Annotated in this window: 11 protein-coding genes and 1 tRNA gene; 2 read left to right on the top strand and 10 right to left on the bottom strand. The window is 43.6% G+C overall.

Going from position 1 to position 12,747, the window contains the following annotated elements; translation table 11 throughout:
* Positions 1-3 precede the first annotated feature (3 nt).
* The 9 genes from ACSFC1_RS03260 to udk all read right to left on the bottom strand — a co-directional run bounded on the left by ACSFC1_RS03260 (position 4) and on the right by udk (position 8,830).
* Complete coding sequence (locus ACSFC1_RS03260; RefSeq protein ID WP_435564693.1) at positions 4-2,133, bottom strand: polyribonucleotide nucleotidyltransferase; 2,130 nt, start codon at positions 2,131-2,133, stop codon at positions 4-6.
* 68 nt (positions 2,134-2,201) lie between these two features.
* The gene (rpsO, locus tag ACSFC1_RS03265) at positions 2,202-2,465 is read right to left on the bottom strand and encodes a 30S ribosomal protein S15 (protein ID WP_435564694.1); all 264 of its coding nucleotides are present in this window, start codon (positions 2,463-2,465) and stop codon (positions 2,202-2,204) included.
* 68 nt (positions 2,466-2,533) lie between these two features.
* A tRNA-Gly gene (locus ACSFC1_RS03270) sits at positions 2,534-2,608 on the bottom strand.
* Positions 2,609-2,660: 52 nt separating this feature from the next.
* Positions 2,661-2,909 carry a hypothetical protein gene (locus ACSFC1_RS03275; protein WP_435564695.1) on the bottom strand — a complete coding sequence of 83 codons (249 nt, stop codon included), beginning with the start codon at positions 2,907-2,909 and terminating at the stop codon, positions 2,661-2,663.
* Between the two features lie 4 nt (positions 2,910-2,913).
* Positions 2,914-3,186: a stage V sporulation protein S gene (locus ACSFC1_RS03280; RefSeq protein WP_435564696.1), complete on the bottom strand. Its 273-nt coding sequence runs from the start codon at positions 3,184-3,186 to the stop codon at positions 2,914-2,916.
* A 52-nt stretch (positions 3,187-3,238) separates the two neighbouring features.
* On the bottom strand, positions 3,239-4,240 hold the full coding sequence (gene galT / locus ACSFC1_RS03285) for a galactose-1-phosphate uridylyltransferase (RefSeq protein WP_435564697.1): 1,002 nt from the start codon (positions 4,238-4,240) through the stop codon (positions 3,239-3,241).
* Between the two features lie 13 nt (positions 4,241-4,253).
* Positions 4,254-5,714: a glycogen synthase gene (locus ACSFC1_RS03290; protein WP_435564698.1), complete on the bottom strand. Its 1,461-nt coding sequence runs from the start codon at positions 5,712-5,714 to the stop codon at positions 4,254-4,256.
* Positions 5,715-5,729: 15 nt separating this feature from the next.
* Positions 5,730-8,192 carry a hypothetical protein gene (locus ACSFC1_RS03295; protein ID WP_435564699.1) on the bottom strand — a complete coding sequence of 821 codons (2,463 nt, stop codon included), beginning with the start codon at positions 8,190-8,192 and terminating at the stop codon, positions 5,730-5,732.
* Between the two features lie 5 nt (positions 8,193-8,197).
* Positions 8,198-8,830, bottom strand: a complete 633-nt coding sequence (udk, locus tag ACSFC1_RS03300; RefSeq protein WP_435565973.1) for a uridine kinase — start codon at positions 8,828-8,830, stop codon at positions 8,198-8,200.
* A gap of 168 nt (positions 8,831-8,998) precedes the next feature.
* On the opposite strand from udk, the gene rpsB reads away from it, so the two are divergent.
* Together rpsB and miaB are read left to right on the top strand one after the other, a co-directional pair.
* Complete coding sequence (gene rpsB / locus ACSFC1_RS03305) at positions 8,999-9,808, top strand: 30S ribosomal protein S2 (protein WP_435564700.1); 810 nt, start codon at positions 8,999-9,001, stop codon at positions 9,806-9,808.
* A 28-nt stretch (positions 9,809-9,836) separates the two neighbouring features.
* Positions 9,837-11,147 (top strand): tRNA (N6-isopentenyl adenosine(37)-C2)-methylthiotransferase MiaB, encoded by a 1,311-nt coding sequence (gene miaB / locus ACSFC1_RS03310; protein ID WP_435564701.1) that lies wholly within the window; start codon positions 9,837-9,839, stop codon positions 11,145-11,147.
* A 223-nt stretch (positions 11,148-11,370) separates the two neighbouring features.
* Here miaB and ACSFC1_RS03315 read toward each other — a convergent pair whose 3' ends face one another.
* Complete coding sequence (locus ACSFC1_RS03315) at positions 11,371-12,711, bottom strand: cyclic 2,3-diphosphoglycerate synthase (RefSeq protein ID WP_435564702.1); 1,341 nt, start codon at positions 12,709-12,711, stop codon at positions 11,371-11,373.
* Positions 12,712-12,747 lie beyond the last annotated feature (36 nt).

Raw genomic sequence — 12,747 nt, forward strand, 5'->3', positions numbered from 1 at the left:
TGATCAATTATCCTCTTGGTTATCTCTTCTGTACGGTTTTTTCCTCTGCCTTTGGTCCTCGTCGGTGGGAAACTCCTCAAGCTGAAGTCTTCCAATGTTGTCTATGTTACTAACTCTCACTTTGAGAACCTCTCCCATTTTGAGTGATTTCAAGTTTCTCGTGAGTTTACTTTGATGCAGCAAGCCGACCTTCCCAGGTGCGATCTCGACGAAGACACCAAATGGTTCAATACGTGTGATCTTTCCGTCGAAGATATCACCAACCGCTATTTCCTTCACAATGGCATTTATCTGATTCAGAGCAGCCTGCACCTTTGAATCATCCTCACCGATCACACTCACCTTGCCAGTTAGGTCATCCACAGATATCTGTACATCGAAATCCTTTATTATGGCTTTGATTACTCTACCACCAGGTCCTATTATCTCTGCGACCTTTGATGGATCAACGCTGGTGACCTTGATGATCGGTGCGTATTTAGACAGTTTCTCTCTTGGTTTGTCTATAGCGCCATAGAGTTTCTCAAGGACGAACAACCTCGCTTCTTTTGCTTGATTAAGGGCTCTTTCCAAGAGTTCTCGAGATACTCCAGAGACCTTGCAGTCCATCTGGAAAGCTGTGATTCCGTCCTTAGTACCAGCGACTTTGAAGTCCATGTCACCCCAGTGGTCTTCTGCACCGAGTATGTCTGTGAGAACTATTTCGGCATCTTTTTCAAGTATCAAACCCATGGCGACACCTGCTACGTGTTTGCTGATTGGCACACCTGCGTCCATCAAAGCGAGCGAACCAGAACAGACCGTTGCCATGGACGATGAACCGTTTGATTCGAGTATCTCTGAAACAACCCTTATGGTGTATGGAAATTCATCTTCCTTAGGAAGCGCGAATTTCAGAGCCCTTTCTGCAAGATAGCCATGTCCTATCTCTCTTCTGCTCGGTCCTCTAAGTGGCTTTACTTCACCAGTTGAAAACGGAGGAAAGTTGTAATGAAGCATGAATCTTTTAGTGCCTTCCTCGAGCAAAGAGTCTATGATCTGTTCGTCCATTGGAGCACCAAGTGTTACTATTCCAAGGCTCTGTGTTTCGCCTCGTGTGAAGAGTGCCGAACCATGAACTCTTGGCAATAGTCCTATCTCGCAGCTTATTGGACGTATCTGTTTTGGATTTCTCAGATCAAGTCTTATTCCTTCTTCGACTATGATTCTTCTCATTTTGTGTTTCAGCTTTTCTTCATAGGCTTCTTTCAACAGAACCGACAGCTCTTCAATCTTTTCTGTGCCGTACTTTTCTTCAAGCTTTTTGTTTATTGACTGGTAATATTCATCCAGCGCAGCACTTCTCGCCTTTTTGCCCTGGGTTAGAAGCCTGTTTCTTAGTTCACCTTCGTTTATCAATGAAGTAAAATCAGCTGCGATCTCTTCAGGTAGAGATTTCTCTTCAACTTGGATTTTCTTGATATCGAACTCTGAGAGGATTTCCTTTTCGAACTCAATGATTTGTTTTATAGCGTCATGAGCTTTGAAGAGCACTTCTATCATCTGAGATTCGCTCACTTCTTTGGCTTCACCCTCGACCATGGTTATTGCGTCTTCGGTCCCTGCCACGACTATGTCTAACAAACTCTTTTCGAGTTGAACATCTGTGGGGAAGAAGACGACCTCACCATCAACAAGCCCAACTCTCACAGCCGCAACTACACCGTTGAATGGGATATCTGAGATGTTCAATGCCAGCGATGTTGCCATGACTCCCACGATATCAGGTGGGTTCGTTGCATCTGCAGAGATCACGGTGACTACGATCTGCACCTCATTGCGAAGATCTTTTGGGAACAATGGTCTGATTGGCCTGTCAATAGTTCTCGCAGACAAAATTGCTGTTTCTGATGGTTTACCTTCACGTTTGACAAAACCTCCGGGTATCTTTCCGGCGGCGTAGAATCTCTCTTGAAATTCTACTGTCAATGGCACAAAGTCGATTCCTTCGGTTGCTGAATCAGAAATCACTGCGGTTGCCAATACAGATGTCTCGCCCATTCGAGCTAAAATGGCTCCATTTGCCTGCTTTGCGATCCTTCCGTGTTCTACGTAAAATTCTCTGCCTAAGATCTCACGTTTCCAAATCCTCAAGTAAATCACCTCTACTTCTGAGAAACTAAAAGCGGGCAGATGCCCGCCCTCAACATCTCTTCACTTTTTCATTTTCTCAAATTCAACTTTTCGATCAAAACCCTGTAGGAATCGGGATTTGCTTTTCTCAGGTACTTGAGAAACTTTCGCCGTCTTCCGACCATCTTCATCAGACCACGTCTTGAGTGAAAATCCTTTGGATGATTCTTCAGATGCTCTGTCAGGTGCCTGATCCTCGCTGTCAGTATCGCCACCTGAACCTCTACTGAGCCGGTGTCTTTTTCGTTGATTCTGAACTGCTCGATGATCTGTTGCTTTTCTCTTTGATCCACGACTACACCTCCTGTTGATCTATTCCTTCAACCCAGGCAGGGTCTTTGCCCTAGTCCGAGTTGAGGTCTGGAGCGGGCGACGGGTCTCGAACCCGCGGCCCTCAGCTTGGGAAGCTGATGCTCTACCACTGAGCTACGCCCGCACAAAACATTTATACCACACAACAGGAGAAGTGCTTCAAAACACAAAAACACTTAAACACACATTTCATTTGATGAAACAATTTCCAAAACTCTCTGTGCGTTTGAGTCATTCAGTATCAGAGTGTAGAATTCATAAGCTTGTAAATCAACATCTTCTGTCCTACTCAGAAAGTACGCCTTCACCTTTGACTCAAAAGATTCCTTTTCTTCTGGCGTCATCGCTGCAACAGCCTGAACAATCTCGAAGATTCTTCGATCTTGTTTGCAGGCATTTGCTATCTCTCGTAGGACATCTTGCATCTGTTCAAGATTGTTTCGCTGTTACAAAGACCTTGAAGGACATTCCCGTTCGTGTTTCGTTGTCGATCAAAGCTTCAATGAATCCGGGAATCATGTAAATATCCTTCCCACCCTCATTTAGAAATCTTCTTGCCACTGCTATGGCTTTCACAGCCTGGTTAACAGCACCAGCACCGATTGCCTGGATCTCCACTTTGTCTGCCTTGGACAAAGCTCCTGCGATAGCCCCCGCCACCTTGTTGGGATTCGAACTTGAGCTGACCTTCAAAATCTCCATCCTACCAATCCTCCTTGGAGTGAGAGTTCTACATGGTAATTTTACCACAATTTCACGGCATTTCAACTGCTCGTAAATATTTTGTCGCCTCTTCTGGAGGCATAGGATTTATGTAAAAACCCGAGCCCCACTCAAAACCTGCCACATTGGTGAGGCGAGGGACGATCTCCAAATGCCAGTGATAGTAAGTTTTTCCTTCACCTGTCACCGGTGCGGTGTGCAGCATGAAGTTGTAAGGTGGATTGTCGAGTGCCTTGTATATTCTGTAGAGAGTGTTTTTCAGAACCATCGCAAAAGCTTTCACTTCCTTCTCGGTTATGTCGTTGAAGCAATTCATATGCCTCTTTGGAAGAATCCAAGTTTCACACGGGAAACGAGCTGCAAAAGGTTCGATTGAAATGAAAGAGTCATTCTCCTCAACTATTCTTTCTTGTCTCTGCATCTCTTGATCTATTATATCGCAGAACACACAACGTTCTTTATACCCGTAGTATTCTTGAGAACCGTTCAGTTCTTCTTGAACTCTCTTGGGAACTATAGGTATTGCGATCAACTGGCTATGAGGATGCTGTAAAGAAGCACCGGCATCTCTACCGTGGTTTTTGAAGATAAGAATGTACTGAATTTTCGAATCCTTTGCAATCGTTTCATACCTCTGTTTGTATGCCCAGATTATCTCCTCTACTTGCTTGTAATCCATCAGCGCGAGATGAGTATTGTGATCTGGCGTCTCGATTATTACTTCGTGGTATCCAAAACCTTCCATAGCGTCGAACATGCCAAGGCCATATTTCTTTGCTTTGAGCTCTGGGTTAACCGCACCGAACTTGTTTGGAACAACTCTAACCCACCAACCTGGTGAGTTTGGTGCAGTGTCAGCAGGTCTAAAGGCGAGAATCTCAGGAGGCGTCGTGTGCTCGTTGCCGTAGTCAAAAGGACAGAAGGCTGGCTTTTCTTCAACTTTTGGTTTCACGAAATCGTGCGGTCTTTTTGCCCTTTCAGTCGCTATGATGACCCATCGCTTCAAAACAGGATCTTTTCTAAATTCAGGCATTGCTCAGTCCTCCTTAGAACTTTCTCTTTTTCAGAGCCTCTTGGTAGACTCTCATGTACTGCTTTGCCGATCTTTCCCAAGACACATCGCTACTCATGGCATTCTTCACTATCTGCACCCAATGAGCCTTTTCGTGCTTGTAAAAGTACACAGCTTTTGCTATGGATTCCAAAAGATGTGCTGTGTCGTACTCGCGGAATCCAAAACCATTACCCTCTCTTGTCTTTGGATCATACTCTCTAACACTGTCAGCAAGACCTCCAGTGTAACGAACTATGGGTATTGTACCGTATCTCAAACTGTACATCTGCCCCAGACCGCAGGGTTCATACCTCGATGGCATCAGAAACATATCACTGGCAGCATAGATTTTCTGTGCAAGATCGATGTCAAACTTTATGTTGCTCGAAACTCTGTCTGGGTATTTCTCTTTCAATCTCATAAAGAACTCTTCGTATTTCTTGTCGCCTGTCCCAAGCACAACGAACTGCACATCAAACATCATCATCAGATCGGCAACTTTCTCAACCAAATCGAGCCCTTTCTGGTCCACAAGCCTGTTAATCATCCCTATGAGTGCTGCTTCTTCTCTCAATTGCAAACCCAACTGTTTTTGCAATTCTCTCTTGTTCACCTTTTTATTTTCGATGTGTTCGATATCGTAATTTGCAAAGATTCTTTTGTCAGTTGCTGGATCGTATTCTGAATAATCAATGCCGTTGAGTATTCCATAGAGGTCTTCTGCCTTCAATCTCAACACGCCATCAAGCTTTTCACCAAACTGCTCGGTCTGTATCTCCTGAGCATAAGTAGGACTGACCGTGGTGACGACGTCGCTGAAAAGGATACCACCTTTTAACAAGTTCATCTGTCCATAAAATTCGAGTCCATCGATGTTAAAGAGATACGAGGGCAGTCCAGCGAACTTTATGTACTGAGGGCTGAAGATGCCTTGATATCCAAGATTGTGTATTGTGAAAACCGTTGCAGTCTTAGAAAAGAATGGGTCTGTTCTGTACAAGGTTCTAAGATAAACTGGTACCAATGCGGTTTGCCAGTCGTGGGCATGAACCAGATCGAATGTTTCTGAGAGATACTTCATCGCCTCTAAGGAGGCATTAGAGAAAAATATCGCCTGTTCAGCCAAATCTGGTCCTTCGTAGACATTCTCTGCTGAGAAATAGTATTCATTAGCCACGAAGTATACCGTGGTGTTGGAACCTGGCAAATGACTCTTGTACAGGTCGAACTTCTCTAAAGTCTGAAGGCTGGGCACTGGTATGGACTTTGCTACACTTTCGACTGTCAAACCAAGTTTTGAGCAGTTTTTCTGCACCACTCTGTGAAAAGGCATAAAAAGAGTAACTTTCGCTCCTTGTTTTTCTATGACCTTGGGAAGCGCACCCACAACATCTGCGAGTCCACCTACTTTGGCAAATGGATAGACCTCATATGCGACCATCGCTATCTTCATACCATCACTCCTTTTTCACAAATTATACCATTTGTTGAAATTTCCATTGTTCCAATTTCCTAAGAATGTGCTGACAATGTCTTCTATGGTGACCTTTATGTACCCACCTTGTTTTCTAACACCAACTGTTATCGAGATAGGTACTGGTACTTGATAGATCAAATGAGCATTGATTGTCGTTTTGAACCAGATATCCAATGTCCTTTCAATGTCAAAAATCATCGACGAAAACCCTGTGGAGAAATTAATGCTATCGATTGCCCAGAAACCATCTAATCCACCTATATTCAGAGAAGGTCCAGAAATTATGGCTTTGGCACCATACCAGATGTTTTCGCTACTTATTGTACCAAAGATTTGAAAGACCCAATCTCTCAAGAGAAATGCCTTTGCTATACCAACCTCAAAGGTTGGTATCAAATCGCACCGTAAAGCGAAATCTGGGAAACTGACTTGATGGTTTCTTCCCCCAACGGAGCCAACTCTATAGATGATTCCTACCTGTGGAGTTAAGACTAAATCCTGGTTTATGCTGATCGCCGACAAAAGATCAATTCTTTCGTCTTTAAGCCCTCTGTTCAAATAAAAAGGTATATCGATTTGTGTTGAAAGAGTCAAGAACTCATCTTTCAGATCAAACTGAAGTGAGAGAAAGGCATTCTCTTGTGAGTTGAACAAGCCCTTTGCCATCCAACCCGCCTTAGACCAAGCTACTCCCAGAACGGCGTAGTTATTCATAAGATCGTTCCATAGACCTGCTACGGCTCCTATGCCAACGTCAATCTTCTTTTCATCAAACGATATGTAAGGGAATGGTAAGACGAATCTCAATTTCATCAAGTCATGATGCTTTGTTGCATGGCTTAACCTTGTGATATCACCTTGCAATGGCACGGCCTCAGAAAAAGTAACCTTTGACTGAGCCATGGTCAAGGGTTTTTCCTTGAAGAGTGAGAAGCCACCCGGAACGACCTTAAAGGTGTAAATCCAGTCTTGAAACGCCAGAACACTTATAGAACCGTTCACATGAACTTCCTTGATAGTTCTCAAGTTCAGATCGAGCATATATGTGTTGAACTGACCAGCATAATCTGCACAAAAGTACAGTTCTCCTGAGAGAAGTTTTGGTGACAGTTTTACAGCACTATCATTTGTCAGTCGAACTATCGATTCATCGCGAATCATGAAAAGATCTATCTGACCTTCATATTTAGCACTGAAGACTATCTTATCTTTTGAAGCCGTTATCTGCAAGGGAACTATCTCTTTGTCTGGTCCAAAGATTCTTCTTTGTTTTCCTTCGACTACGTTGTAGAGATCTATGAATCTCTCGCCGCTATTTGTCTGCCTGATCATGACGATTTCATAGTTGTTTTTCCAGGCAAGATCTACTACTTTGTCGATATCAAGATCTTTCACAGTACCGTCGTACAGATACAGTCGCGAGATCGCTCCATAGCCATTGTCTGTATACCTTGCGATTGCAACCTGCCTGCGATCGCTCACTGCAAAGGTGATGATGTTATCTGCCTCGATCAACTTGATATTTTCTCCGGTGAAACTGTCATAATAATAGATTGCCTCTTCTCCGTTGTACTGCCTTGAGATGTAATAGACTCTCCAAGCGTTCAAATCTAACTTACTGGCAGAAAGAAGCGTTGGAGAGATCTTTTCTCCTTCAGTGCCAGGTGTTTCTTCATCAAGCCAGTTTTTGAGATCTTCTGTCAGTTGAGTTTTCTTCACAGCTTGATAGAAACCACCCAGTGGATTTTGTGTGAAATGCTTAATCAACCCCATGATTTTCTCGTGACCGTGTTTTTGCTCTGTGTATTTCAGAAAAGAGTATCCCTGCACATAGGCGGTGCCTCCTGCAAGCCATCTTCGACTGTTCAACGAAGAAGCATACCTTAGACCAACATCACTGTTTTTGCCCGCTGCTAAAAACTCTTCAAAGAGCCTATCTTTCCCTCTACCTGCTCCAGAGATTTGAGTTTCGTAATAAATAGCCACTCCTTCGTGAAGGTACATGGGAGTGAGAACGGATTGAATTGCTGCCGGAACCGCATGACCAAAGATAGATAGGTAAGACAGAGCTGGTGCAAAGGCGTTCGCGAGAAATAGGTGTGTCAATTCATGAGCGAAGCAAAAGCTCACCCAGTTTCCATAGTTGGGAGTGAAGACGTAAGGATCGATCTCGTTTGGATATATGACTATAACGTTGTTGACGGGGTTTGCATAACCGTTGGCGATATCTGTTTTGTTGAGCAAATAGACTATTGGCTTTTTCGTCAATTGAAAACCAAATTCGCTGCTGATTCTTTTATATATGTTGTCAGCTTCGATGAAAAGTATCAAGGCGTGTTTGTCTAATCCATCTTCATATGCGATGTCGACAAACTCTGTACTTATCAAATTGAAACCACGAGCTATGATGATTGCAGAAAGAAATAGCAGAAAGCTCGAGGCAGCTTTTCTCATCAGAGTCACTCCAGTTTCTTGAATATGTAATTCACGACGACCTCTATCGCTTTATCGTTGTGACCGCCTTTTGGGACTATTATGTCTGCCCTCCTCTTTGTTGGTTCCACGTAGGCATCGTGCATCGGCTTCACAGTTTGCAGATATTGCTCTATCACAGATTCCATTGTCCTTCCTCTTTCTCGAACATCTCTGTGCAATCTTCTGATGAATCTAATATCACTCTCTGCATCTACGTAGATCGACAAGCCGTATAATCTATAAATCTCGTCGTAGTAAAGAGCAAAGATGCCTTCTACGATGATCACATCCTTGGGTGGAAAATGAATGATTTCCTCTTTGCGAACATAACTGACGAAATCATAGGTTGGTATCTCAGCAGACTTGCCATCGATCAAAAGTTGGAGGTGTTCTCTCAGAAGATCGTATTCGATCACATCTGGATGATCGTAGTTGACCTTTTTTCTCTCTTCTAAGGGGAGGTGGCTCATGTCTTTGTAGTAGTTGTCCATTGGCAGAAGTGCACACCTTTCATTTCCAACTTTTTGAATGATTCTGCGTGCCACAGTAGTCTTGCCCGAACCTGTTCCACCACCTATGCCTATTAAGAGCAGAAGTTCACCTCCTGGGTAGATGATATCAGATTTCTATCTTTACACTGTTTTGACACATAACTTAACAATTGAGAGTATAATATAGACGCTTTGCAAAAAGCACGTTCTCTGATCCAGAGCCTCGGTGCCCAAGATGGGTCGGTGAAGGAGATGACGAGAACGGAAGACTAAACCAAATCAGGAGGTGTTTTGATGCCAGTTATAACCATGAAACAGCTACTCGAGGCTGGAGTACACTTTGGTCATCGGACCAGAAGGTGGAATCCAAAGATGGGTCCCTACATCTACGGAGCACGAAAGGGTATCTACATCATCGATCTACAGAAAACGTTGAAGTTGGTCGAAGAAGCTTGTGAATTCGTTCGTACGAAAGCCAGCGAAGGTGCAACAATGATCCTCGTTGGTACCAAGAAGCAAGCACAACACGTCGTCAAGGAAGAAGCCGAAAGATGTGGTTGTTTCTACGTGAACAACAGATGGCTTGGCGGACTTCTGACTAACTTCAAGACGATCAAGCCCAGAATCGACAGGCTCATCGAACTTGAACAGATGGAAGAAAGCGGTGAGCTTGCCAAGCTTCCAAAGAAGGAACAGAGCAGGCTCAGAAAGGTTCTTGAAAAACTCAGAAAGAACCTTGGCGGTCTGAAAGGCATGGACAGGCCGGTAGACATAATCTATGTCATCGATCCCAGAAAGGAAAGAATAGCTGTCGAAGAGGCAAATGCCCTTGGTATACCTGTAATAGGTATAGTCGACACGAACTGTGATCCAGAACCGGTAGATTATGTAATTCCTGCCAATGATGATGCGATCAGATCAATAAAGCTCATTACATCCAAGATTGCTGAAGCTTACCTTGAAGGAAAAGAAGGTGTTTCCTTCGCTGAAGAATCTGTTGAACAACCTGTTGAGAAGCCTGAAGAGCAATCCACCGTAAAGGAAGAAGACTCCTTAGACCTGTCCGATCTATTTGAAGAAGGTGAACTTGAGGAGGAGGAATGAGAAGGGGGCCGAAAGCCCCTTTTTTCTTATGAAGGTTTTCTTCAAGACCTACGGTTGCCAGATGAACGTGAGCGACACCGAAATAATGTCTGGCATCTTGCAACAAAATGGCTATGAATTAGTTAGTTCACTTGAAGGTGCAGATGTTGTTATCTTGAATACCTGTGTCGTGAGACAGAAGTCACAGGACAAGTATCATTCCACTTTAGGGCAGTTGCTTAAGCTAAAGAGGCAGGGAAAACTGAAATTAATTGGAATAGCTGGCTGTGGATCAAATCTCGAAGGACAAAGGCTTATAGAAAGTGGAGCTGATTTTGTCATCGGTTCAAGATCTGTAAGTGAAATAGCCAATGTCCTGAAAAGAGCAATCGATGGAGAGAAGGTAGTATACTTAGAAGACACAATTTGCTCAGTTGGTTCGTCCACTCCAAGGCTGAGAACTTCAGGACATCATGCCTGGGTGACGATCATCCATGGGTGTAACAGGTTTTGTACCTATTGTGTTGTACCATACACAAGAGGTCGCGAGAAGAGTAGGCCGATGGACGACGTGCTTTCAGAGATTGCAAGATTAGTTGAAATGGGTGTCAAAGAAATAACCTTTCTTGGTCAGAACGTAGACGCCTACGGAAAGGATTTGAAAAACAACATTAGCTTGGCAAAACTCATCGAGAAAGCCAGTCAATTTCAGAATATAGAGCGAATCTGGTTTCTCACTTCCTATCCTACAGACATCACCGATGAACTCATAGAGGTTGTTGCGAATAACCCAAAGGCTGCAAAGTCATTCCACATACCAGTTCAGTCAGGCAGTGATCGCATCTTACGTTTGATGAACCGACGTTATGCACGAGATTATTATCTGTCACTCGTTGAGAGAATTCGCAGCAGAGTCGAAGGAGTTTCTATAAGCAGCGATATCATAGTTGGCTTTCCAACCGAGACTGAGGAAGATCATCTTCAGACCGTTGATCTTGTCAAGAGGGTGAAGTTCGAAAGACTCAATCTTGCCATCTACTCTCCCAGAGAGGGTACCGTTGCGAGTAAGTACTTCAAAGATGATGTGAGCAGAAGTGAAAAGATTAAGAGATTGAATGAATTGCTGGAGCTTCAAAAGGAAATAAACAAAGAGTTGAATTCTAAGTACCTTGGTGCCTCAGTCGAGGTAATCGTAGAAGGTATCACAAAGGACGGTCTTTACTACGGCAGAGATATCAGAAACAAAATCATCGTTTTTCGAGGCTCACAGATCTCCTTGGGAGAAACAGTGCAAGTCAAGATCTCTAAGATAACAGCAGGCCCCTTATATGGAGAATTGCAAAAAAAACGCGGGCTCTAAAGCCCGCAAAAGCCGTGGGGGGTGTATCTCAAGGGGGATAGGGGGGTTTCTCTTCACTTTCCAACTAAATTGTAATGGCTTCAAGTTACAAATGCTATCAGTTTGAGTTCCTATGTAACAACGTTTCTGTTAACACCATACTACGACGAATTTTGTCTAATTTTCTTTCCATACTTATAGACAGCGTACGTCTCAAAGTGGTTCAAACAAAATGAAAAGTGATTCACTTTGCCACATTAAGTTTGGCTTTACTGACAAAATTGTTCAGTACGTCCTCAAGATCGGGTTTTCCAATTTCTTGCAACTCGTATTTTACTCTCACTGCATCTTTGTTTAATCTCATAACTCTTCTTAAATCGATTGGTGTACCTATGATGACAAGCTCTGCGTCTGAAGAATTAATAGTTTTTTCGAGTTCTTTGATCTGTTTCTCTCCATAACCCATGGCAGGCAGGATCAGATCAAGGTGGTTGTATTTTTTGTAGGTTTCGATTATTGAACCAACGGCAAAGGGTCTTGGATCTATAATTTGTGATGCTCCGAATTTTTTCGCTGCTACGAAGCCTGCTCCATATCTCATTTCACCATGTGTTAGTGTGGGACCATCCTCGACGACTAGTACCTTCTTTCCCTTGATCTTCGAATAGTCTTCTACGAATATCGGAGAAGAAGCGTCTATAACTATCGCCCTTGGATTCCATTTTTCAACGTTTCTTCGAACAGTTTCTATGCCTTCCGGTGAAGCGGTTTCTTCCTTGTTTATCACTACGACGTCTGCCATGAGTAGGTTGGTCATTCCAGGATAGTATGTCACTTCGTGCCCTGGTCTGTGTGGGTCTGCAACCACTATCAACAGATCTGGTTTGTAAAATGGAAAGTCGTTGTTTCCTCCGTCCCAAAGAATTACATCTGGGTTTTCTGATTCTGCACTTCTGAGAATCGCTTCATAGTCAACGCCGGCATAGATCACAGATTTCCTGTCGATGTGTGGTTCATATTCCTCTCTTTCCTCTATCGTGCATCTGTATTTGTCCAGATCTTCGTAATTGGCAAATCTCTGTACCTTTTGCTCAACGAGATTTCCATATGGCATTGGGTGTCTGATCGAGACCACTTTGAGACCCTTCGAGCGTAAAATGTCCAAAACACGTCTTGTGGTCTGGCTCTTTCCGCAGCCAGTCCTGACTGCGCAAACTGCAACAACAGGTTTTGTAGATTTCACCATTGTGTGTTTTGGTCCCATGAGCTTGAAATCTGCACCGGCTGAGGTGACGATTGCTGCTTTTTCCATCACATACTGATGGGGTAGGTCGCTGTAAGACAAAATGACTTCGTCGACATCGAATTCTTTTATCAACTCGACGAGCTTAGACTCAGGTTCAATTGGTATACCCTTTGGATAAAGTTTTCCAGCGAGTTCTGGTGGGTAAACTCTGCCTTCAATATCCGGTATCTGTGTGGCTGTGAATGCTACGACTTCGTAATCTTCGTTGTCTCTAAAGTAGGTGTTGAAGTTGTGAAAGTCTCTACCTGCTGCACCCATGATGATAACTCTTCTTTTCATGAACTTCACCTCCAAAATCCTTTCAAGACTCCTTTG

The sequence above is a fragment of the Pseudothermotoga sp. U03pept genome (genome assembly GCF_051235805.1).
Taxonomy (GTDB): Bacteria; Thermotogota; Thermotogae; order Thermotogales; family DSM-5069; genus Pseudothermotoga_B.

Coding starts and splice junctions, on each gene's coding strand:
- ACSFC1_RS03275 (WP_435564695.1), bottom strand. CDS start 2,909: ATGCAAGATGTCCTACGAGAGATAGCAAATGCCTGCAAACAAGATCGA.
- ACSFC1_RS03280 (WP_435564696.1), bottom strand. CDS start 3,186: ATGGAGATTTTGAAGGTCAGCTCAAGTTCGAATCCCAACAAGGTGGCG.
- galT (WP_435564697.1), bottom strand. CDS start 4,240: ATGCCTGAATTTAGAAAAGATCCTGTTTTGAAGCGATGGGTCATCATA.
- ACSFC1_RS03290 (WP_435564698.1), bottom strand. CDS start 5,714: ATGAAGATAGCGATGGTCGCATATGAGGTCTATCCATTTGCCAAAGTA.
- ACSFC1_RS03295 (WP_435564699.1), bottom strand. CDS start 8,192: ATGAGAAAAGCTGCCTCGAGCTTTCTGCTATTTCTTTCTGCAATCATC.
- rpsB (WP_435564700.1), top strand. CDS start 8,999: ATGCCAGTTATAACCATGAAACAGCTACTCGAGGCTGGAGTACACTTT.
- miaB (WP_435564701.1), top strand. CDS start 9,837: ATGAAGGTTTTCTTCAAGACCTACGGTTGCCAGATGAACGTGAGCGAC.
- ACSFC1_RS03315 (WP_435564702.1), bottom strand. CDS start 12,711: ATGAAAAGAAGAGTTATCATCATGGGTGCAGCAGGTAGAGACTTTCAC.